Raw genomic sequence first — 23142 nt, 5'->3', positions numbered from 1 at the left:
GTGATCAGCCCGACTGGATCAACCTCCTTAATCAAGAAAATTCATAAAATTATGAAGGTTGCAAAAAATGTGCCATCATTGATTGCGACAGCACATCATTTAGTGGAAATCCAGGTTTCCAAAAATTTAAACTCTTTGGAATAATTAATTACCACCTGGAAGTATAAGTTTCCAGGTGGTAATAGTTTCAGGGAGGCTATAGTTGATACTTTTTCAATTTTTTTAGTACCGCCGTATGGGAGATACCCAATGCCTGACCAATATTCCGCGAGTTCTTATATTTTTTTAAGGCTTTGAACAATATCTCTTTTTCGGTAATTTCTAAAGCTTCTTTTAAAAGAGGGATGGCCTCTTCCGTTTGCTCCGTCCCAGGTTTGTCATCCGCATATGTCACAGCGGTTGTGAAGGTACCACGATTTGTCGCCGCAAAAGCATTTGCGCTGATAATGTCACTTGAACTGGTAATTACCAGCCGTTCCAAAGCATTTTTCAACTCTCTTATATTGCCCGGCCAGTGGTAGTCCAAAAATTTTTGCATCAGCCCGGGTGTAATTATTTTATTTGTACCGTACTTCTTGTTGAACTCGCTTAAAAAATAATCCGCCAGCAAAGGGATATCCTCTGTTCTGTCCCGCAGCGGCGGGATTAATATCGGTACAACATTGAGGCGATAATACAGGTCTTCCCTGAATCTTCGTTCCGCAACCATTTGCGTTAAGTCCCTATTGCTTGCGGCAATCAAACGCACACTAGCCTTAACCACTTTAGTGCCGCCTAAACGGATGAATTCACCGTCCTGCAATACCCTCAGAAATTTGCCCTGTATGTCTATAGGCAAATCTTCAATTTCATCAAGAAAAAGAGTGCCTTCATTCGCCAGTTCAAAAAGCCCCGGCTTGCCTTCTCTATTAGCCCCCGTGAAAGCCCCGCGGGAATAGCCGAAAAGCTCTGATTCCAGTAGAGGCCCTGGTATCGCGCCGCAGTTAACCTTGATAAAAGCTCCTTGCCTTTTGCTCCAGACGTGAATTAACTTGGCAAACACTTCTTTGCCAACGCCGGATTCCCCCTGCAGCAAAACTGTCACTTCACTGCCGGCGACACGTCTGGTTAATTCCAGTATTTTGTACATTTCCGGATTACAGGTAATCATTTCATGGGCATCCAGCTCTTCTTTCAGTATTTTGTTAAATTCCGACCGCAGTTGATCGCTTAGCTCGCGTGACTGGGCAAGCTGTTCCTGCAAGTTGATTATTTCCGACATGTCTCTCGCGTTCGTTACTACCCTGATCACGTCACCGTTATCATCCAGAACCGGCGAGGAAGTAACCATAACCACCTTCCCGGTCTTTATTTTCTGTATTCCGGTTACAATTTTTCTACTTTCCCTGGCCAACTGCGCAATCGGTTCGGAAGTAAAAAACCCTTTCATGTACAAGGAATCAATTTTTTTTCCTAAAAAATGGCTGGCGGTAAGGTTCGTTATCCGTAATAGAGATTCATTTATTTTCAGAACCTTACCTTTACCGTCGGTAATCATTATCCCGTCATATGATGAAGCTATAATTCCCTCTAATTCTTTGTTGATTTTTTTAAATGATTCCAATTCTGTAGATATCTCTTCCAACTCGGTAATTTCTTGAAAAACTGTAACGGCCCCAATCACTGTATCTCTATCATATATAGGTGTCCGGTTAACAACAAAAGTCTTGTTGTTAAAGATAAACCGCTTGCCATACTCGCTTTGGCCTGTGTTAACAATGTTAGGCAGCTTTGTTTCCGTTATCAGGGAAGTAATTGGCTTGCCTAAGACAGGCTGGTTAAATCCCAGCATTTTTTGCGCCGCCACGTTGCATATTATTATGACTCCATTCTGGTTAATAGCAATTATACCGTGATGAATATAATCAAGAATAAAAGGAATTATATGGCCCACCAACATTTGCATGAGTCCCCCCCTTTGGGGTCAGGCTTTACTTTGTTACTTTCTTTCCATCCTTAATTTCCTTTAAACATTCTTCCATCTCAACTCGAAATTTTTCGTTATACTCAATTTCGTTGAACGTTCTAGTCACGGCTGATTGGCTTATTCCTAAAAATTCCGCCGCCCGGCTTCTGGTTAACAGGCCGCTACTGACCGCCAAGTACAGAAAGTTCCTTCTGGCTCTTGCTATTTTAGGTAATTTGCTCTTTTTTAAAACCATTTCTTCAGAAATATTGATTTTCTTAGCTATTAACGTAAGCAATTCTTCCGGTGAGACGCCAATATTTAATCCATTGCTGGATTTTTTAATTTTAGGCAAAACGGGTTGATACAGGACTGCCGGGTTGCTCTTCGGCATATCTTCCTCTTGGGTATTTTGCATAAACTGCAAGTAATTTTGCACAGCCTTTTGGGGCTCATTACCAAAGTAATTTAAAATAAATTCAGTTGACACTAAATCGCTCTCAGCCCTTATGTAGTCCCTATGACTGCTCCACTTATAGTCGAGAGACGGACTCAATCCCGCCTTAACCGGGTTCGCATGTATGTATTTTATCAGCGTAAGAAGATAGTCATCCTTCCCGCATAAAACTGCTTTGTAACGCTGCTGAAAAACATGTCCAACACGCCCATAATTTTTGTTAAAGTACTGCGTATATGATAGCTGAATACCCTGCATTATTCCAGATAAGGGGTTATCCCTGACTTCTATCAGTAAATGCAGGTGGTTATCCATAAGAGCATAAGCGTATATTAAAAAATCATATTTATCTTTATACTTTTTTAGCAGATCCAGATATTTTGCTTTATCATCATTTTTACAAAAGATATTTTCTCTATTATTGCCTCTCGCTATAATGTGATTGATCGCCCCGTGGTAGTGTATTCTAGGTTTTCTCGCCATATGACTGCTCCATATAACAAGTATTTACAAATCTATTTTACACAAAGAAACTCACAAAGTAAAGCCTGACCCCATAAGATATGCCACCGCTAAACGCGATGGCATACAATATTATTTCTAATGTATCTCTGTTGACCTAAGCCCCAATTATATCGATTGCAGGTCTATAGATTACATAGATCTTTTGCGGCATTACTGCATTGTTAAGACGAAGAATGGCGGCTGCCGGGTTAGATTACGGTAAATCGTTATTTATTTCTGTTGATCCAGCTGTCTAAGCTTGTAACGTTGAACCTTGCCGGTGGCAGTCTTAGGCAGCTCTTCAATCGCCTCAATCCACCGCGGGAACTTATAGGGGGCAATAGTATTCTTCACGTACAGCTTGACTTCTTCCATCAGCTTTTCCGTTACTTCCACATCCGGTTTGAATACTATATACGCCTTCGGCTTAATCAAACCATCAACATCCGGGGAACCGACCACGCCGCATTCCAGCACGGCCGGGTGCGCCATAAGCGTGTTTTCGACTTCAACAGGGGAAACCCAAATGCCGCCGGCCTTGATCATGTCGTCGCCCCGGCCGGCGTAAGTGAAGTAACCTTCTTTATCAATGGAGTACTGGTCACCGGTGTTGAACCACTCGCCGACAAAAGTATTTTTAGTCTTTTCGTGCTTGTTCCAGTAGCATGACGCCGTGCTGTCACCTTTAATCATCAATGTGCCTACTTCCCCGGGCGGCAATGATACGCCGTTCTCGTCCACTATTTTCGCCTCGTAGCCCGGCACTATCGTGCCGGTGCTGTCGGGCCTGGACATGCCCGCCCTGTTGCTGACATAGATGTGCAGGATTTCCGTCGAGCCGATTCCGTCCAGAATTTCCAAGCCGAATTTTTCCCTCCACTGGCGCCATACAGGTCCCGGCAGCGCCTCACCGGCGGACGCGCACAGCCGGATAGAACTCATGTCGTAGTTTTTCTCCGCGTCTTTTACCTGCACGATGGCATTATAAGACGTCGGAACCCCGAAGTAAAGGGTCGGGCGGTACTTGGTGCAAACTTCGAGAACGTGCTTGGGCTGCGGGCGATCAGGCGATAATATAGTTGCTCCGCCAACGTAAAACGGGAAGAACAAAGCATTGCCGAGTCCGTATGCGAAGAACAGCCTCGCCACTGAATAGGTGATATCGTTCTCGTTAATGCTCAAGATACCCTTACCGTAATATTCGGCGCTGTAAGACACATGTCATGGTGCAGGTGCACGGTGCCTTTCGGAAAACCGGTGGTGCCGGAACTGTAAAGCCAGAAAGCGGCGTCATCCGGAGAAGTGGGGGCCGCGGCCAATTCAGTGGAACCGCCTTTCAGCAACTCGTCAAAATTGATGGTGTTTTCAACCGGCTCCCCAATCACTATGATATTTTTCAAAAATATAAGTTCATCTTTCACCGTAAGAATGCCGGGCAGCAGCTCACGGCTGACCACAACGGCTTTCGACCTGCTGTCATTTAAGAGATAGCGATAGTCTTCCGGCTTCAACATGGTGTTGGTCGGTATGGGCACTGCCCCGATCTTCATCGCGCCGAAAAATGTATAGACGAATTCCGGACAGTCAAACGCCAGCAAAAGCACCCTGTCCTCCATGTTTATACCCAAAGAGAGCAAGGCGTTGCCAGTACGGTTGACGTTGTCCAAAACTTCCTGATAAGTAATTCTATCTTCTTTGTGATAAATAGCTACCTTGCCGCCGCGCCCTTGAGCAACGTTCCAATCGACAAAACGTTCAGCTTCATTATACTTGTCCGGAAAAGTAAGTTTTGCATAAGTCATACGATTTCCTCCCTTATTTTTTTAATCATTTAAAATATTAAACAATTGCAATAATTTTGCCAGTTTACAATATTCGATAAAATAACCATAAGATCAAAGATAACACGGGTTTTACACAATAATAAAAAAGCCGCCGTTTAAATACAGCGACATGCGGGTGGAACTATAAGGTTCCCGACCCCAATAAAGCGGAAACATTATGTTCCAAACGGAACATAATGTTTCCGTTTTATTAGAAACTTAACCAGGCAGGTCTTCATTACAGCTTATATTTTCTTATTTTTCTCAAAACAGCGGTGTGGGATATACCCAAGATCCGGCCAATACGTCTGGAATTTTTATATTTTTTTAACGCTCTGGACAATATGTCTTTCTCAACGCTCTCCAAAATCTCTTTTAAGGGGGAAAACACTTCTTCACTCTGATGACCCGGCTCAGGTGCTGCGCTTTCACCCGCACCTGCCGTATTCCGAAGCTGAACATTTTGTTTTGCCACTAAGATGTCTTCATTAACAACATCACTAATAATATCACTGGAGCAGGTAATAATTAACCGTTCCACAACATTTTTCAATTCCCGAATGTTACCCGGCCAGTGATAATTCATAAAGCTTTGCAGCAAACCGGGAGCCAATGATTTTTCTACGCCATATTTATTATTGTACTTGTTTAAAAAATAGTTGACTAATAAAGGAATATCCTCTTTCCTCTCACGCAGCGGAGGTATTGTTACCGGCACTACGTTGAGACGATAGAATAAGTCTTCCCGGAATGTCCGTTCCGCGACCATTTTTCTCAATTCTTTATTACTGGCGGCTATTAAACGCACATTTACCTTTATTACTTTAGTTCCACCCAAACGGATAAATTCTCGATCTTGTATTACTTGAAGAAATTTGCCCTGCAATTCTAAAGGCAGATCTTCAACTTCATCAAGGAAAAGCGTGCCTTCACCGGCCAGTTCAAAAAGACCAGGCTTGCCTTCTTTATTGGCCCCGGTAAATGCGCCTCTGTCGTATCCGAAAAGTTCTGATTCCAACAGATGCTGTGGTATCGCGCCGCAATTCACTTTAATAAAAGCCCCTGGCCGTTTGCTCCAAATGTGGATCAGTTTTGCGAGGACTTCTTTGCCAACTCCGGACTCCCCTTGAATTAAAAAAGTAACCTCACTGCAAGCAACTCGTCTGGCCAATCCAAGTATTTTATACATCTCAGGATTACTGGTGATCATCCCGTTGGAACGCAACTCGTCTTCAAGCATTTTGTTAAACTCCGACCGCAGGTGATTGCTCAATTCACGCGACCGGGCAAGCTGTTCCTGCAAATTGACGATCTCGGACATATCTCTGGCGTTTGTAACTATTCTTATTACATTTCCGTCATCATCAAAAACCGGCGTGGATGTAACCATTACTTCCTCCCCGGTTCTGATTTTCTGTATACCGGTTATGATTTTTTTACTGTCCCGCGCTAAACTTTCAGCGGGTTCATAAACTATATGTCCGTCTTCGTATAAAGATTGAATTTTATTACCGATAAAGTGATCTCTTGTCAGGTTTGTTATCCGTAAAAGCGACTCATTAATTTTTAGAACCTTGCCTTCACCATCGGTGATTAGAATACCGTCGTATGAAGATGCAATAATACCTTCCAGTTCTTTATTCAATTCTTCACAGGATTTTAATTTAACAGAAATTTTATCCATTTCCGTTACATCCCGCAATACTATTATTGATCCAATCACTGTATCTTTTTCAAATATTGATATGCGATTAGCTATATATGATTTATTATGATAAGTTAAACGTTTTTCATTATTATCCTGACTTGAATTTATTAAATCCAATAGTTCAGTTTCTCGTATCATGGAATTTATTGGCTTGCCAATGACATGCTGACCTTCACCCAACATTTTTTGAGCGACCGTATTACATACAATAACAGTTCCTTCACGGTCAATAGCAATAATTCCGTTATTGATATAATCAAGAATGATATTTACTATTTGTTCGTTTATGCTTATGGGGTCAGGCTTCATTTTGTTACTTCCTTATTGTCATAATTTCTTTTATTATAATCTCTTTCAAATATTTTTCATGTGTATCTACATAAACTGCAAGCTTATTTCATAGCTTTTTGGCCGGGAGAGGGACTCAATCCCGCCTTAACCAGGTTCGAATCAGCTAAGCAGATAGTCACCTTTCGCATAGAACAGCTTTGTAACGCTGCTGAAAAACATGCTATCCGCTTATAATTTTTTAAGTACTGATATACGATAACTCAAACTTATTTTACTCAAACAAACTCACAAAGTAAAGCCTGACCCCATGTTGAATCTTGTTTTTGCCTCATCCAGCAGGACTTTACTCTCCGGCCTTTGCAAATGCGGGTCTGCACTAATCCAGGCCAGAGCCTCCTCCCGCGCCGCCTGGAGTATCTTCCAGTCCGCCAGCAGGTCGGCGATTTTAAATTCCGGCAGGCCGGACTGGCGGGTGCCGTAGAACTCGCCGGGCCCGCGCAAGCGCAGGTCTTCCTCGGCCAGGGCGAAACCGTCCGTGGTACGGGTCATCGCCTTCAGGCGGGCGCGCCCTTCCTCAGTTTTCGGCCCGGCAACCAGGACGCAATAGGACTGGTAAGCGCTCCGCCCTACCCGGCCCCGGAGCTGGTGGAGCTGGGCCAGGCCAAAGCGGTCGGCGTCGAGAATGACCATCACCGTTGCGTTCGGCGCATCGACACCTACTTCGATAACAGTAGTGCTAACCAGTATTTTTGTTTCACCCTGCCGGAAGGAGGTCATTACATCTTCCTTTTCAAATGGTTTCATGCGGCCATGCAACAGCCCGACCCGCCACTTCCTGAACTCGCCGGCGGCGAGATTTTCAGCCAGCTCAACGGCTGCCTGCAAGTCGACTTTTTCCGATTCCTCGACCAGAGGACAAACAATAAACGCCTGCCGGCCTTGGCTGACCTGCTCCCTGATTAAATTGTACACTCTGGCCAGGAGTCTGTGCGGTACGGCGTAGGTCTTTACAGGCTGCCTGCCGGGCGGCAGTTCGCCAATTACTGAAACGTCCAGGTCACCGTATAGAGTCAAAGCCAAGGTGCGGGGAATCGGGGTGGCGGTCATCACCAGGGTGTCCGGCCAGCACCCCTTGCTCCGGAAAGCGGCCCGCTGGCGTACGCCGAACCGGTGCTGCTCGTCGACCACGGTCATTCCCAGCTTATTAAAACGCACACTTTCCTGGAGCAAAGCATGGGTTCCCACCAGCACCGCCACTTTTCCGTCAGAAACCCGCTCCAGCAACTCTTCTTTCTCTTTTTTGCGCATGCCGCCGGTCAACAGGGCAACTTCAACCCCCAGCGGGGCAAGAACACTTTTCATCCCGTAATAGTGCTGCTCGGCCAAAATTTCCGTGGGAGCCATCAAAACACCCTGCAGTCCGCTTTCCACCGCCTTGAGCAGCGCCAACACCGATACGACAGTTTTTCCCGAGCCCACGTCGCCTTGCAGGAGGCGATGCATGGGAAAACGGGATTCCATGTCACGGGATATCTCCCGCCATACTTTGGCCTGCTCCGCAGTAAGACGGTAGGGCAAACTTTCCAAAAAAGCAATCGTCATTTTACCTTCGGGAAGATACCGGTGCGCTTTTTCCCATCGGGCAATTTCCCTGCGGCACAATGCCAGTGAAAACTGGTACAGAAACAATTCTTCAAAAATAAAGCGTTTTCTGGCTCTCGCCGCATCCTCAGCATTGCCGGGATAATGTATCGTGGCAAGCGCCTCCCGGAAAAGCGGCAGGCTAAATTTCCGCAACAGCTTTTCGGGCAGAAAATCTCCGGTATGACCGCCCAATTCATCCAGGGCAAACTTAACGATGGCGCGCAGCAGGCGCTGGTTCAACTGCCCGGCCAAAGGATAAAGCGGCACCAGGCGTCCCGCGCTTAAGCTCTCTCCCCCGTCGTCTAGCTCATATTCCTCCACCATCACCTGAACTGCGCCAAAGCCCCTTTCGATTTTACCGGTTACATACAGTTTTGTCCCTATGGGAATGTTTTTCTTAATATAAGGCTGGTTGAACCACACGGCGTAAAAAACGCCCAGCCCGTCATGCAGCGCCAGTTTGGTCACGGTCAGGCCGCGCTTTGGCCTGATCGCCTGTGCTGTCAGCACCGTTCCCCGCAGAGTAGCTGTTTCGCCATGCGCGCAGGCTCCGGCCTCCCGCAGCCGGGTGCGGTCCTCGTAGCGCCTAGGGAAATGATAAAGCAGGTCCTTTACTGTAAAAATCCCTGCTTTTTGCAAGATTGCCGCCCGCCGTGGTCCGATTGTCTTGATTGATTGGACGGGTTTTGTCAAAAAGTCATTAGACATACAGATCCTCGCTCTTGCAGCCCAAAATATTTTTTGGTAGAATGTATAAGTGGTTTAAAGGAGGTGTAATACATATGGCTAGAAAATGTTCTGTATGCGGCAAAGGAATTACTGTCGGAATTAAAATGAGTCACTCACACATACGCACAAAAAGAACCTGGGTTCCCAACCTGCAGCGGGTCAAGGCTATCGTTGACGGCTCGCCTAAAAAAGTGCTGGTGTGCACCCGTTGTCTCAGAAGCGGGAAGGTTCAGCGTGCGATATAAAAGCAATATATATCACTTAGATGTTATCACTAGACCCGGCGGTCGCCGGGTCTAAGTTTTTTCATCAACCTACTGTCATGTTTTTCAACAAATTAGCCATTTCGATAGCTGTCACCGCGGCGTCCCAGCCCTTGTTCCCGGCCTTGGTGCCGGCCCGCTCAATAGCTTGCTCAATAGTCTCGGCGGTGATGATACCAAAAATGGTGGGGACACCGCTGTCCAAGCCCACTTTTGCCACACCCTTGGCAACTTCGGCGGCAATATAATCAAAATGTGGTGTCGCGCCGCGAATTACCGCCCCAAGGCAAATTACCGCGTCATATTTCTTCATGGAAACCATTTTCCCGGCGGCCAGCGGTATTTCAAAAGCCCCCGGCACCCAGGCGACCTCGATGTCATGCTCCTCCACTCCGTGCCGGTTAAGCGCGTCCAATGCCCCGCCGAGCAGCCTGTTGGTGATAAACTCGTTAAAACGGCCCAGCACCAGCCCAAATTTGAGGCCCTGGCCTAAAAGATGTCCCTCGTAATACTTCGGCATACTCCATTCTCCTCTACTTCTAAATTCCGCCAGCATTCATCATTCAGCATTCAGCAAGACGGTATTTTGCAGGTATTCAGAAGTCAGAATCTCAGAATATTTCCAGACAATAAGCCATTTTCTTCATCTTCTGACCCCTGACTCCTGTTTTTCTAACGTTCGCCGCTGCTTACATTCAACAGGTGGCCAAGCTTTTTCTGCTTGGTGGACAAGTAAAAACTGTTGTTTTTACCCGGCCTTATTTCCACCGGCACCCGCTCCACGATCTGCAGCCCGTAGCCTTCCAGCCCGGCAATCTTACGGGGGTTGTTAGTCATCAGACGAAGCTTTTTAAGTCCCAGATCCGCCAGAATCTGCGCGCCAAAACCGTAGTCGCGCAGGTCGGCGGGAAATCCCAGGGCCAAATTAGCTTCCACCGTATCCTTGCCCAAGTCCTGCAGGTGATAAGCCCGGATTTTATTCGCAAGGCCGATGCCGCGTCCTTCCTGGCGCATGTACAGAAGAACCCCGACACCTTCCTCGGCAATCATTTCCATCGCGCGGGCCAACTGGTCTCCGCAGTCGCAGCGCGTCGACCTGAAAACGTCCCCGGTCAGGCATTCCGAGTGCACTCTCACCAGGGGCGTTTCAGCCTGGTTCAAATCACCCATCACCAGGGCCAGATGCTCTTTGCCGTCCAGCAGGCTCTCATATGAGACAGCTTTAAACTCACCATATTTTGTCGGCAATTGCGCCGAATCTATCCGGCGCACCAACATCTCGGTACGCCGCCTGTACTGAATCAGGGCAGCTACAGTGATTATCTTTAAGTCGTGCTCTTTAACAAACTCCATCAATTCAGGCACCCGCGCCATAGCGCCGTCTTCCTTGATAATTTCGCAACAAATCCCGGCGGGGTACAGGCCGGCCATGCGGGTCAGATCCACAGTAGTCTCGGTGTGTCCCGCCCGCCTTAAAACCCCGCCTTCCTTGGGGCGCAACGGGAATACGTGGCCGGGACGGCGCAAATCCTCCGGTTTAGTGCCGGGATTCAAGACCGCCTTGACGGTCAAGGCCCGCTCGTAGGCGGAAATGCCGGTGGTGCATTCTTCGGCGTCGATGGAAACGGTGAAAGCTGTCCCGTGGGGGTCGGTGTTGTTGGTTACCATGGCCGGCAAATCCAGTTCGTCGAGACGTTTTCCGTCTACCGGCATGCAAACCAAGCCGCGCGCATGCGTAATCATGAAGTTGATCGCTTCCGGGGTGACCATCTCGGCGGCCATAATCAAGTCCCCTTCATTTTCACGATCCTCATCGTCCACCACCACGATCATCTTGCCTTGCCTAATATCCTCGATCGCTTCTTCAATTGTGTTAAATTTCATTGTCTATGCCTCCTTGCATTAAATCCTAATAAAAATTCATAATCCTATACAAAACCATGTTCCGCCAAGAAATTCAAACTAATATTTGATTCCCCGGCGTCGTTTTCCGGAAAAGCGGCCAGTCTTTCGATATATTTCCCGATCACGTCTCCTTCCAGATTCACTGTGGCCCCGGTATTCTTTAATCCCAGCGCGGTGGCGTGGGCAGTATGGGGAATAAGCGACACCTGAAAGCTGTCCGCCTGAAAATCCACCACGGTCAGGCTAATCCCGTCTATCGCCACGGACCCCTTCTTAATTACATAGCGCATCACTTCACGGGGCGCCCGGATGGTAATCAGGGTGGCAATATCATGCTTCTCCAGGCGGGTGATCGTTCCGACCCCGTCAATATGCCCGCTGACTATGTGCCCGCCCAGCCTGTCGCCCAGCCGCAGGGCCCGCTCAAGATTAACACGGTCACCTGTATTTAAAGTACCTAGATTGCTCTTTGCCAGGGTTTCCGCCATCACATCGGCGGTAAATTCCCGCGGGCCCAAATGAACCACCGTCAGGCATACTCCGTTCACCGCGATGCTGTCCCCAAGCCGCGCATCCTCCAGCACCTTTTCCGCGCCGACGGTTAATTGGGCGGAAGCAGCCCCGCGTTTGATACCCTTAAGTGTTCCCAGCTCTTCGACTATACCGGTAAACATCGTTTACCCACCTCTATATTTTAAATATCCTGCTATACAAAAATCAGGCCCCAAACGGCTCACTTTCACACGCTCAAGCGCGGCGGCCCCGGACAAATCATCAACTCCCCGGCCGCCAACCGGACCGGGCGCCTCCTGTCCGCCGATAATCTTCGGGGCGATAAACCATACTGCTTTATCAACTATTTCCGCTGCGAACGCGGAACCGTGCACCCCGGCCCCGCCTTCAATCAATAAGCTGGTAATCTCCCTTTTGCCCAGTATCTTCACCAGTTGTGCCAGTTCCACCCGCGGGCCTTCATTAACCACCAGCACCTCCGCGCCGGCCTGCCGCAGCGCCTCCAGCCTTTCCGGCGGCGCGCCGGCTGTCGTGGCGATTATGGCGGGGGCCGCTGACTGCCGGTTCAATACATTCGCGTCAAGCGGAGTTTTGGCCCTGCTGTCCAGGATTATTCGCACCGGATCGCGCCCTCTCCCGGCCGTCAGGCGCGTGGTGAGAGAGGGGTTGTCGGCCAGTACCGTGCCTATGCCGACCAGAATAGCGTCATACCAGTCTCTCAGACAGTGCCCGTAAGCCCGCGCCTCAGCTCCGGTTATCCATTTCGCATTGCCGGAATGGGTGGCAATTTTCCCGTCCAGGCTCATGGCCGCCTTGGCCACCACAAAAGGAAGCCCGGTAGTGATATATTTGATAAAAACTTCATTTAGCTCCAGGGCATCATCTTCCATTACACCGGTGACGACTTCCACCCCGGCTTCTCTGAGCCGCCGGATTCCGCCGCCTGAAACCAGCGGATTCGGATCAAGCATGGCAATCACCACTTTTGCCACTCCGGCGGCAATCACCGCCTCCGCGCAGGGGCCGGTGCGCCCGTGGTGGCAGCATGGTTCCAGCGTCACATACAAGGTCGCGCCGCGGGCTTCATCTCCCGCTTCCGCCAGAGCCAGCACCTCGGCGTGCGGTGTGCCCGCCCGGGCATGGAAACCCTGCCCGACTATCCGGCTGTCTTTGACCACCACCGCCCCCACCATCGGGTTGGGGCTGGTGCGGCCGCGCGCCCGGGCGGCAAGTGCCAAAGCCATTTTCATATAGTGCCTGTCCATAAACCTCACCAGCATTAATAATTAATAAAAATCAAAAAACCCCGGGCAACAAACCTCAGGGCATTAAATCAAACATAATCAAACACCTTTTCGAAAAACACTTTCAAAAAGGTATCGCACCTTCTTCCATCCAGACTTTTACTGTCGGCCCCGGCTTCTCACCGGATCAACCCCTGAAGGGTTTGCGGGCTCGGCTCACGCCATACCGCCGATAGGGAATTGCACCCGTCCCTGAAGGCATTGCCTTATTAACTTCAATGATTATTATATGGCCGGATTTATTAGATGTCAACCTCTATATAAATGGAATGTGATTATCATGTCATGTGATAATGCCACCTTGTTAATTATCGTGATCATATGTCACCTATGAAAGGATAAATAAGGTCACATCTATAAACCTTTCTTTAGCTCTGCCAAAAAACGTTCCAAATCACCCAAATCTTCTCTAAGCACTTGGTGTAGATAATTAGTATCAACATCCACTTATATAATAAATTTCTCCCGTTCCATATAATAGAGCCGTCTCTTTAGCGATAATACCATATCTCATGCAAAAAAGGAGGTTATTGTAAAATTAGAGATAGACACTTTTGCTGAAGGTAAATTAACCAGCACGGTGCTGCACCAGAGCAAAAAGGCTTATAAGCTAAAGGGTAAAGGTCCCGGAATTCAACCAACCCCCTTTATTTTTTTTTAATATTAACTTTGTCCCAATTATTTGCATTGCATACCGGGCATCTGGTGCGGCGGCAACAGATAATATCTTCCCAATGGTGGCCACAAATCTTACAGGCCAGCTCGTATTTGGCAAGGCTGTAATTTCCGCCGGTTACCCGCAGGGCGGAACCATTAACCAGAGCTTCGGCAATTTTTCTCCTAGCGGCAGTGATTATTCTGTAAAACGTCGGTCTGGATACAGTCATCTTTTGTGCGCATTCTTCATATTCTAATCCTTCTAAATCTCTTAAGCGTATTGCTTCTAATTCTTCAACCGTTAGATGTATTTCGAAAAGTTTAGTTACCGGTATTCCGGCTGGTTTAAAATAAGTGAACTGTGGAAACTTTTCAACTCTCCTGCATTTTGGTGGTCGTGGCATTATTACACCCCGGAGGTTAATCTATTTTTTTCCGTACCTTCCCGCAAATACTGATGCGCCAGGTCAACATATGCTTCAATCATAATAGCACATTCTAAACGTTTCTTCTGCATTGCACAAAACAATTCCTCCGGTTTCATAATATCTCCGCTTGCATAGTAAGAATTTGCATGGCAACCGCCTGAACAGTAAAGTTTTGCCCAGCAATCACGGCATTCTTCTTTAGTTAATATGTTAGTTTTTCTAAATCTTTCACATAAGGCATTGTTTTTTAGGCCTGTGTCAAGATTTCCCATTATAAATTCGTGCTTGCCAACAAACTGGTGGCAGGGATAAAGGTCTCCCTCTGGCGTAACGGCGAGATATTCCGTGCCTGCACCGCAAGCTGCGATTCTTTTATATAGACAGGGACCTTTATAAATATTTACGTTGAAGTGATAAAACCTAAAGGGTTTTCCTCCTTCTTTTATTTTTCTTATATACGCATAGGCAAGCTGTTCATATTCATTGAGAATTTCCGGAATGTGCTCGCGACGAATATGAAAATCCTCGCCTCTACCCACAACAGGTTCCATCGATATCTCATCAAATCCCAGATCGGCGAGATGCAGCACATCCTTGGAAAAATCCGTGTTTCTGGAGGTAAATGTCCCACGGATGAAATAGCTTTTGTTTTCCCTCGCACGAACTAGATGCAAAGCATTGCCGATTATTCTATCATATGTACTCCGGCCTGCAGCGTCATACCTTATCGCATCATGAACTTCTTTCCGTCCATCAAGGCTAATAACTACATTATCCATGTTTTCATTGATATATTTTATTTCATCATTGTCAAGAAGCGTACCATTAGTGGTAACAGTAAAGTTTATCTGCTTATCTGCGAGTTTTGCGACTTTTCTTCCATATTCCACAGTCTTTTTAACAACGGTAAAATTGAGCATCGGCTCGCCGCCGAAAAAATCTATCTCAACATTTCTTCTCTTTCCGGAGTTGTTAACCAGGAAATCCACCGCTTTAATGGCAATCTCCAGTGGCATTAATTTTTTTGCCGCCTTGTAGCTTCCCTTGGATGCGAAACAATATTCGCACATGAGGTTGCAGTCATGGGCTACATGAAGGCACAAGGCTTTGAAGCCTTTATTAACGGTCATATTGTTTTGAACAGCGGTCTGATCTATTTCAGGGGAGAATAGAAGCCCTTTTTCTACAAGCAAGCTGATTTCCTCCCATGCTTCCCTGATGCTTTTTGCAGGGTATCTCTCCTGAAACTTTTTTACTGCTTGTTCATATGCAAACGGTTTCTTGAATTGCGCCAATAATTCATATGCCACATCGTCTAGAACGTGGACGCTTCCACTGTTGCCATCTAAAGCGATATTAATTCCACCCATGGAATAAACATGAACCATCAACAGCATCTCCCAATTCAATCATCTTCAAGAACAATTTCAACACCATAATGCAAAACACTCTAACTTTCTTCCTCTTCGTCCGGCGGGTGATTGATGAAATACTCACGCTCAAGAAGATCGTGATACTCCTCCGGTATAGGCACTGTAAGCATGGAGGTGGTTTCATCGCAAGCAATCAGTTTAAGGATCAGATCATAACTGCCGTCCGGATTCCTGCGCGGCCGCCACCGTTTGAGCATGGTTCCTTCGCCTTCAATATGGACTTGCACGGCATTATCACACCAGGTAAAAAAGCTTTCCCGCAGGTCATCGAGGTACTCTTCCATTGTCGGCTCCTTCCGCGCGGTTTGTTTCGCAGATTATTAACATTTTATCATAATAATGTTTGTTTTGCTTCTATTGAGTTAAATCTTCAAAGACGAAATTGGTAAAAAGGTTACTGTCATACTCCTCAATTTTGCGGAAAGAAATCGTCCGGAAATTTCAGATACCGTTTATTGGCGGCTTGCCTGTGGATCCCAATTTCTCAAAGCTCTGTGATCAAGATATCTTCCGGACTGCCTGAAGCAGAATTGGCCCCGACTACTACTTTACACCATTCTCGTTGAACAATTCCTGTGCCCGCGGGCCCATCCCGCCGGCTATGATAATGTCGGCTCCTTTTTCGCCCAGTAATCTGGGGTACAAACCAGGCTCATGCGGCGGGGGAGTAAATGATTCTTTCTTGTTAATTTCTTTGGTTTCAGGGTTGACGTCAAAAAAACAAATCTTTCGCAATGCCCAAATCACTGTTTGTTTAAGTTCAATTTCTTTTCCAAATTTTCCCAAACAGTTCTCATATCTTCTGCCACGGCAGTATCCGGAAACGCCACCACCGGGAGTCCTTTGATCTGTGCTTCGGTGACAGTCCGGTCATAGCGAATCCTTCCGATAACGGCAATTCCACCCGCCCTTGCTTTCTCCTCGATATTTTCAGCCACCTCAGGGTTGAGATCATATTTGTTGACGCAGAGGAAAGCGGGAATTTTAAAATGTCCGGCCAGTTCGGCCACCCGTTCCAGGTCGTGCGCACCGGATACTGTGGGTTCCGCGACGATCAAAACGGCGTCGGCGCCGGTGATTGAAGAAATAACCGGGCAACCGATACCCGGCGGTCCGTCAACAATGATGTATGACAGATTGTCTTTTTCGGCGAGCATTCTTGCCTGGTTGCGCACCAGGGAAACCAGCTTGCCGGAATTTTCTTGCGCGATGCCGAGCCTGGCGTGGACCATCGGGCCGTAGCGGGTATCCGAAATAAACCATCGGCCGTTGACGGACGGCTTAAAATCGATGGCTTTCTCCGGGCAAAAGCAACTGCAAACACCGCACCCTTCACAGGCTATATGGTCAATAAAATAGGCCGGCTGTTTGCTCTCATCTTTGATTACGGCATTGAACCGGCAGATCTCATAGCATTTTCCACAATTACTGCATCTGCCTGGAACAATGCTGGCGCTCTTTCCACCGGTGAAATCCTCTGTTTTTTTAATCCGGGGTTCAAGCACCAGATGCAGGTCCGCCGCGTCCACGTCACAGTCCGCCACCACCGACCTTTTGGCCAGGACAACCAGGGAAGCCGCCACGCTTGTCTTGCCGGTACCTCCTTTGCCGCTGACAACTACTATTTCTTTCACCGTCTCGCCTCTTTTTCAATAGAAATCAGGAGATCTTCGAAAACTCCCCGGTAAGCGGGGGCGGCGGAAAACGCCAATTCGCCTCTGGAATAAGCCTCGGCTATCCTGCGGTCGTCCGGTATTTCCGCCAGCAGCTTGACTTCTCTTTCCCTGCAGAAATCCCTGGCCAGGCTGTTATACGGGTTGGACCTGTTCACCACTACCGCGTGCGGAATACCCAGTTCTTTAATCATGTCTAAGGCAAGGCCCAGGTCGTTCAGTCCGAAGGGGGTCGGTTCGGTAACTAGTATTACGAAATCCACTCCTTTAATCGCTGTGATTACCGGACAGGAGGTGCCCGGGGGCGCGTCAACAATTCTTAATGAATTATCCGGGCCTGCCGAGCGAACCGCCTTGATCAGCGGCGTACTCATGGCCTCGCCAATATTGAGCTTGCCGTGGACAAAAGATATTTCCCCGGCCACTCCTTCTTCCACAATCCCAATTTTCCTGCCTTTTTCGGCAATTGCCGCAACGGGACAGGCCAACTGACAACCTCCACACCCGTGGCACATTTTTTCGAAAGTGAGGACGTTTTTGTTAATGCACAGGATAGCGCTGTATTGGCAAATTTCCCCGCAGGAGCTGCAGGCAATACACTTCTCGGCATCAATCACCGGAACCGGCACGCTGACCGGGTAGCGTCGGCTGATACGTGGCTTCAGAAAGAGGTGCCCGTTCGGCTCTTCTACGTCACTATCCAGATAAGCCGCCTTATATCCTGCTGCTACCGCGGCACAGGCAAGATTTACAGAAACAGTAGTCTTACCCGTCCCTCCCTTGCCGCTTGCCACGGCAACAGTCAAATTTATTGTCATTTTATTTCCCCCCGAAGGGTATACCCAATGGACCGGTCCCATCAAATCCCGGCATAATACATTTCCTCCCCCATTCTGGTATTTTGTAAAGCTAACAGTAACCCCTACCCTGGCCGCCACGTCCTTGACCTTGCCTGACTCCCCGGCCACCACCCCGGCCACAGTATCCGCTGCCTTGTCCTTGTCTTTGGCCGCCGCCTTGTCCTTGGCCGGTGCCACACGGACCTAAACGCCTGCCTGTTCCCTGACCCCGGCCCTGTGGCCCTGTTCCATCTCTCCTCGGCATCTTTACATACCTCCGTTTAAATAATTTTGATTAAACTTAAATCCAGTGACCTTCCACATCCGCCTCTTCAGCTTCAGTAAGCATACCCTTTTTAAATTTCTCCACGGTATCTGCCACCGTGCCTTCAGCGCCGGTAAACACCTTAATCCCCGCAGCGCTTAATGTACGGAAAGCTTTTGGCCCACAGTGCCCCGTAATCACGGCTTCCACTCCCTGGCGGCTGACTATTTCCGCTGACTGAATACCGGCGCCCTGAGCGGCGTTCAAATTTTGATTATTGCTCACCGCACGGTAATCACCCGTAGCCGTGTCTACCACGATAAAGCAGTTGCAACGGCCAAACCTAAGATCCACCAAGCTTTTAAGGGTCTGTTCCCGGGCAGAAATTGCTATTTTCATAGATGCACACCTTCTCCCGATTAAACTTTTAGTCATTATCTGCGACCAAATTATATTATGGACTATGTTTCATAACTATTATATTCAACCTCAATTAAATATGTCAAGGATAATATGTCATTAATTTTAAGTTAATATAAAAATATTTATACAAGTAACTTCAAATATTTTTTATAAATTCTTTTAAGAAATTTCCCTCCAAATTACTCTCTTCTTTGAATGTATTCAACCATGGATTCTATCTCTTCCTTCGAATCTGGCAGGATCCGCATGACCCAGTCTATAACAGCTTTATCAAAAGCCTCCACAGCCATGCAAGAACAATGTAATTTTTGTTCGGGTAAACCGCTTAAAGCTTCAACAACATCCTGGTCATTTATATCCAGAGCCTCCATAATCGGCTTTCCTTTAACCAGTTCGCTAAAGACGCTGGAAGTAGCAATAGCCGCCGGGCAGCCATGCACTTGATATTTTATGTCTGTTAATTGATGGCCGTCGATCTTAATATATATCTTTACGTAATCGCTGCATGAAGGATTACCTGCCGTTCCGATTCCATCAGCATCATCGATTTTTCCAACATTGCTTGGATTCATAAAATGCTTCATTAATATCTTATTATCATAGATGTCTATTTCCATAATTTTGTACTCCTCCTTGCGTTATGGTCATTAGCTCATAAATATTATAGATCCCATCTGCATAAATAATCAATAATAACATCTAAAGATTTTAAATTTTTATATATAAATAATTTATATAAGACAACCCGATATTAGTGTGATTATCTTTTGATTCCATCGTATTTCTTAAAACCATATTTCTTAGTCTTATAAACTTAAAAAAATAATTTAAATGATAAACCAATAATTACTTATAATAATTGTTAGTATATTATATAAAAAACATATAATAATTTAACCACCGCTCCCACCAGCATTATTAAAAATCAAAAGCCCCGGGCGACAAACCTCAGGGCATAATCAACGTCATTAAAACGACCTCTTGAAAAACGGATTTCAAAAGGGTAATTTAACTTTCTCCCATCCAGACCGCTAAGATGGGATGAACAGAACCACAAATAATTCTTTACCGGCAGCTACAGGAGTCCCAGCCATTTCCAAAAAGGTATGGAAACATACAAAGCCGCCAGTCTGATGAGCACCGTGACAGCGTTAAATGTTAGAAACGCACGTTTGCTAAAAGTTTGCTTTTTGCTGTTTACCACTTCTGAGAAAACAAGGAAATCGGGATCCTGCTGTGGAATAAGCCACCAGCCGGCGAAAATCAGAATAATAAATCCGATGACCCACTGGCTTATGGCATTGGTCTGCGCTATGGGAAAAAGTATCGCCGTAAACAAGATAATTATCGTGTATTCGTCGGCGACTATGCCAATCAATGTAATCGAGCAGGCCAGTAAAAATATAAAAAGATAAAAATTATCAGTCATATAATGTTCTATCCACGCGAAATGATTGATCAGCCACTGGTCAAGCTCCAGGTAAGACATGGCGTCTATAATTCCCAGCATGCCGCCGAGATAAATCAGAAAAGGCCAGTTAATGCTCTTTTTAAACTCTTCGTTTGAAAGAATCCCCAGAGAAAGAAAAATATATAATACGGCCAACCCGACCCAGGGAGTGTCTATTTTATGAATGGAAGAAGTGGCGACACCGACGATAAAGAGCAGGACACCGCCAAGAGCGGCCCACTCTTTCGGGTTAAACGGGCCGAGAACTTCAAGCTGCGCCTCAATTTGGTCTCTGGATACCTCGGGTACCTCCTCACTGCGAAACATGACAAACAAAACCAGCAGGTACAGAATAATAGACACGAGAGTAAAAACTAGCGCGGCAAAAGCCCAGCTAATCCAGGTAAATTGCTCTCTCAACTGCAGCGGAAGTAAACCGTAAATCAAAAAGTTAACGGCGCTGCCCGTCAAAAAAACGCTGGAAAAATGCGTCGTCCCGGTATATAGCGCGGCAGTTAGCTGATTAGCCGCCTTGCCGGAAAGACGGTATCTTAAAGTATCGACCATGTCTGTCAACGGGGCGCTGATCATCGTCACCCGCCCGCTGTAGTCAGGAAGAAACGGGATCATGGTGAAACCGGTCAGGAACATCACCAGCACATAGGAAAACCGGGAGGGGGGGACATATTTCAACACAGTGAGAATCAACCGGTAAGCAATTCCGGAAGCAATCAAGACCGCGGTTAATCCGAACACACTCAGAGCCATGAAAAAAGTACCTGATGTAAAGCCGGCAAGCACAACTGAAGGCGGAGCGATGCCTAAAAAAATCACTACCAGGATGGCCAGTATACACGGAATTAGGAAAGAAGGAGTCAAGTTAAAAGTCCACATGATCATCACAGTGGACAGCACCATTAAAAACAGCCTGGCATTCCATTCGAATCCCACGCCGGAACTCGTGTAAAAAATCACCGCGGGCACGATAATAGCCAGTATCCACCCAATGGTAAACCCAATGCCGGCGCTCTGCTCCTGTACTTGCTTAGCCCTAGAATAATATTCCAGTTTTTTATCTGTAAAGTGATTAAATAAAGAGGAAAAAAAACCTTTTAAAAGTTGTGGTTCATTCTCTAAGAGGCTATGCAGCGATTCCCCGGGGATCTCCAGAACCACGGCGGAACAGGCTGCGATCGCATCCGTTAAATATAGTTCTTCTCCAATCGCCGCTTCCTCGCCAAACAGGCCGCTTGACACCTCTTTAACCACGCGCTTGTCCGCAATTAGTTTCAAATTGCCTTCAATAACAAGGTATATATTGGCAGCCGGCGTCTGCGTCCGGTAGAGAACTTCCCCTTCTCTCAAACTTTTTTCAACAATACCGGGGATTATACGGGCAAGATTCTGGGGGTTGCACGTCGAAAAAACCGGGGCGTTTTTCATTTGCGCGGTAATTTCTTTAACACCGAGACTCATGGATTAACCTCCGCTCACTGTTTCCGGCCAGTCCCGGCCGGCAAAGGAAATCTACTCAAAATAATTATTAGTGGCCCGGGCAAAGGCTTCATATATTTTGGGCACTACTATGTTGTATTTTTGCAGGCCGGAACGGCGAATCAGCACAATGAATTGCCGTGTCTCCTGAACAGTGATATCTTTTGGCGAAATGCCTTTATCGATAATGTCGACAGCCATGCCGGCGGCAACTTCACCCTGTTCGTACGGCGACACTCCCAGCGCCATCATATAACCGTCCTCCACATTAAATCCGTTGGTGCCGACACCGGGAACTCTACTGTTCTCCATCGTCCAGTCTATAATTTCTTCGGGCGGCACTAATTTCTTATCATCCTCTGAACGGGCAATCTTGCGGTAATTGGTCAACATCAAAAAATCGGCCCGCCCTTCGGCTTCAATGATTGCTTTTTGCCACTCGTCAAAAGTGCCGACATTGAATGAATCCACGAGCACCACCGGATCCCAATCAAATGTTTCAATAAAGTGTTCATCCTCCAGCACCGAACCGGACCTGTCTCCGATAGTGATCAGGCGGATCTTGCCTGTCTTCCCCTGTGACTCGTGTATTTGCATATAAAAATCTTTTACCGATTGCAATTGCTTTCTCTCGACTATACCGGTCACGTTGTTCGCTTGATCATACCCGTACGGCGCAATCTCCCCGTTTATGCCGGCGAAGATAATTTTCATGCGCGGGTCATTGATATAATACTTGGCCGCGTACTGCTGCGCGTCATCGTCAACTGCCAGGATAATATCCGGCTTCCACTCGTCAATTACTTTCCGCGCCGTGTTGCCGGCTTTAACTTTAAAATCTTCCTCGGGGTGATTTTTGGTGTCCATATAGTGCCGCCGGACTGTATACGGCTTTTTATCAAGAATTTTGCTGATGCCTTCATCCACGTCATTAGTCCAGGAGTAATCGGTAAAATAACTTTGCAGCACAAGCACCCTCGGTTTATTAAAGCTGGCTGAAACCACGAACACGCACAGGCAGATAAAAAAGATAATAATCAGCAGTTGGTTGATGTTAATCTTTTTCATAAAGCTCCCAGCCACCTCCAATACGGTATCGAAACAGCTATTGCCGCCAGCTATGCCGGCTTTCATGCAACCTCCCGTTGCACTTTAAACTGTCTCAGCAATACTTCAACGATCGCCGGCGAATTCGTTAGCCTTCGCTAAACTATTATATTTTATTAGTTAATTAACTGTATCGATAACTTGGTGAGTATAACCTTTATTGGACTAAACCGCTGGCGCGGTGGTAAAAACTTTTAGGTAATACCCTCCCAACCCTGCCTGCCGAGATCCTCTGCTGCGACTGACGTGTCCGCACTCATTGCTCTTCATTCGGCCTAAGGTCTTGC

21 protein-coding genes and 1 riboswitch are annotated in these 23142 nt (G+C 47.0%); of the genes, 1 reads left to right on the top strand and 20 read right to left on the bottom strand.

Annotated features, from left to right (window positions below):
- Positions 1 to 196: 196 nt before the first annotated feature.
- From L9W92_RS14615 to recG, 6 genes are all read right to left on the bottom strand, one after another.
- Complete coding sequence (locus L9W92_RS14615) at positions 197 to 1945, bottom strand: sigma 54-interacting transcriptional regulator (protein ID WP_240084483.1); 1749 nt, start codon at positions 1943 to 1945, stop codon at positions 197 to 199.
- A gap of 25 nt (positions 1946 to 1970) precedes the next feature.
- Positions 1971 to 2885, bottom strand: a complete 915-nt coding sequence (locus L9W92_RS14610) for a transposase (protein ID WP_240084482.1) — start codon at positions 2883 to 2885, stop codon at positions 1971 to 1973.
- Between the two features lie 252 nt (positions 2886 to 3137).
- The gene (locus L9W92_RS18980) at positions 3138 to 4124 is read right to left on the bottom strand and encodes a benzoate-CoA ligase family protein (protein WP_312038106.1); all 987 of its coding nucleotides are present in this window, start codon (positions 4122 to 4124) and stop codon (positions 3138 to 3140) included.
- Positions 4085 to 4708: an AMP-binding protein gene (locus L9W92_RS18975; RefSeq protein WP_282442374.1), complete on the bottom strand. Its 624-nt coding sequence runs from the start codon at positions 4706 to 4708 to the stop codon at positions 4085 to 4087. Before L9W92_RS18975 ends, L9W92_RS18980 begins: the two co-directional genes overlap by 40 nt.
- Before the next feature lie 259 nt (positions 4709 to 4967).
- Positions 4968 to 6746, bottom strand: coding sequence for a sigma 54-interacting transcriptional regulator (locus tag L9W92_RS14600; protein ID WP_240084481.1), 1779 nt, complete (start codon positions 6744 to 6746; stop codon positions 4968 to 4970).
- A gap of 267 nt (positions 6747 to 7013) precedes the next feature.
- The gene (gene recG / locus L9W92_RS14595; RefSeq protein ID WP_240084480.1) at positions 7014 to 9080 is read right to left on the bottom strand and encodes an ATP-dependent DNA helicase RecG; all 2067 of its coding nucleotides are present in this window, start codon (positions 9078 to 9080) and stop codon (positions 7014 to 7016) included.
- 74 nt (positions 9081 to 9154) lie between these two features.
- Between recG and rpmB the strand changes: the two genes are divergently transcribed.
- Positions 9155 to 9346 (top strand): 50S ribosomal protein L28, encoded by a 192-nt coding sequence (gene rpmB / locus L9W92_RS14590; protein ID WP_240084479.1) that lies wholly within the window; start codon positions 9155 to 9157, stop codon positions 9344 to 9346.
- A 64-nt stretch (positions 9347 to 9410) separates the two neighbouring features.
- On the opposite strand, the gene ribH is transcribed toward rpmB, so the two are convergent.
- The 14 genes from ribH to L9W92_RS14520 all read right to left on the bottom strand — a co-directional run bounded on the left by ribH (position 9411) and on the right by L9W92_RS14520 (position 22882).
- On the bottom strand, positions 9411 to 9884 hold the full coding sequence (ribH, locus tag L9W92_RS14585) for a 6,7-dimethyl-8-ribityllumazine synthase (protein ID WP_240084478.1): 474 nt from the start codon (positions 9882 to 9884) through the stop codon (positions 9411 to 9413).
- A gap of 152 nt (positions 9885 to 10036) precedes the next feature.
- Entirely contained in the window at positions 10037 to 11248 is a 1212-nt protein-coding gene (locus tag L9W92_RS14580) for a bifunctional 3,4-dihydroxy-2-butanone-4-phosphate synthase/GTP cyclohydrolase II (protein ID WP_240084477.1), read from the bottom strand.
- A 44-nt stretch (positions 11249 to 11292) separates the two neighbouring features.
- Positions 11293 to 11943, bottom strand: a complete 651-nt coding sequence (locus L9W92_RS14575; RefSeq protein ID WP_240084476.1) for a riboflavin synthase — start codon at positions 11941 to 11943, stop codon at positions 11293 to 11295.
- Positions 11944 to 11946: 3 nt separating this feature from the next.
- A complete protein-coding gene (gene ribD, locus L9W92_RS14570) occupies positions 11947 to 13062 on the bottom strand; it encodes a bifunctional diaminohydroxyphosphoribosylaminopyrimidine deaminase/5-amino-6-(5-phosphoribosylamino)uracil reductase RibD (RefSeq protein ID WP_240084475.1) in 1116 nt (371 codons plus the stop codon).
- A 99-nt stretch (positions 13063 to 13161) separates the two neighbouring features.
- Positions 13162 to 13290: riboswitch (FMN riboswitch) on the bottom strand.
- A gap of 443 nt (positions 13291 to 13733) precedes the next feature.
- Positions 13734 to 14147, bottom strand: a complete 414-nt coding sequence (locus L9W92_RS14565; RefSeq protein WP_240084474.1) for a DUF134 domain-containing protein — start codon at positions 14145 to 14147, stop codon at positions 13734 to 13736.
- 2 nt (positions 14148 to 14149) lie between these two features.
- Entirely contained in the window at positions 14150 to 15559 is a 1410-nt protein-coding gene (scfB, locus tag L9W92_RS14560; protein ID WP_240084473.1) for a thioether cross-link-forming SCIFF peptide maturase, read from the bottom strand.
- A gap of 62 nt (positions 15560 to 15621) precedes the next feature.
- Positions 15622 to 15888, bottom strand: a complete 267-nt coding sequence (locus L9W92_RS14555) for a hypothetical protein (protein ID WP_240084472.1) — start codon at positions 15886 to 15888, stop codon at positions 15622 to 15624.
- Positions 15889 to 16147: 259 nt separating this feature from the next.
- Positions 16148 to 16339 carry a NifB/NifX family molybdenum-iron cluster-binding protein gene (locus L9W92_RS14550; RefSeq protein ID WP_240084471.1) on the bottom strand — a complete coding sequence of 64 codons (192 nt, stop codon included), beginning with the start codon at positions 16337 to 16339 and terminating at the stop codon, positions 16148 to 16150.
- Between the two features lie 8 nt (positions 16340 to 16347).
- On the bottom strand, positions 16348 to 17238 hold the full coding sequence (locus L9W92_RS14545) for an ATP-binding protein (protein WP_240084470.1): 891 nt from the start codon (positions 17236 to 17238) through the stop codon (positions 16348 to 16350).
- Positions 17235 to 18314, bottom strand: a complete 1080-nt coding sequence (locus tag L9W92_RS14540) for an ATP-binding protein (RefSeq protein ID WP_240084469.1) — start codon at positions 18312 to 18314, stop codon at positions 17235 to 17237. The genes L9W92_RS14545 and L9W92_RS14540 overlap by 4 nt, the downstream gene beginning before the upstream one ends.
- A gap of 103 nt (positions 18315 to 18417) precedes the next feature.
- Entirely contained in the window at positions 18418 to 18780 is a 363-nt protein-coding gene (locus L9W92_RS14535; protein WP_240084468.1) for a NifB/NifX family molybdenum-iron cluster-binding protein, read from the bottom strand.
- 203 nt (positions 18781 to 18983) lie between these two features.
- Entirely contained in the window at positions 18984 to 19421 is a 438-nt protein-coding gene (locus L9W92_RS14530) for an iron-sulfur cluster assembly scaffold protein (protein WP_240084467.1), read from the bottom strand.
- A 458-nt stretch (positions 19422 to 19879) separates the two neighbouring features.
- Positions 19880 to 21730: an SLC13 family permease gene (locus L9W92_RS14525; protein ID WP_240084466.1), complete on the bottom strand. Its 1851-nt coding sequence runs from the start codon at positions 21728 to 21730 to the stop codon at positions 19880 to 19882.
- A 51-nt stretch (positions 21731 to 21781) separates the two neighbouring features.
- On the bottom strand, positions 21782 to 22882 hold the full coding sequence (locus L9W92_RS14520; protein WP_240084465.1) for an ABC transporter substrate-binding protein: 1101 nt from the start codon (positions 22880 to 22882) through the stop codon (positions 21782 to 21784).
- Positions 22883 to 23142: the final 260 nt, after the last annotated feature.

The sequence above is a fragment of the Pelotomaculum terephthalicicum JT genome (genome assembly GCF_022410535.1).
GTDB lineage: Bacteria > Bacillota > Desulfotomaculia > Desulfotomaculales > Pelotomaculaceae > Pelotomaculum_D > Pelotomaculum_D terephthalicicum.
This window is presented reverse-complemented; position numbering and strand designations above follow the sequence as displayed.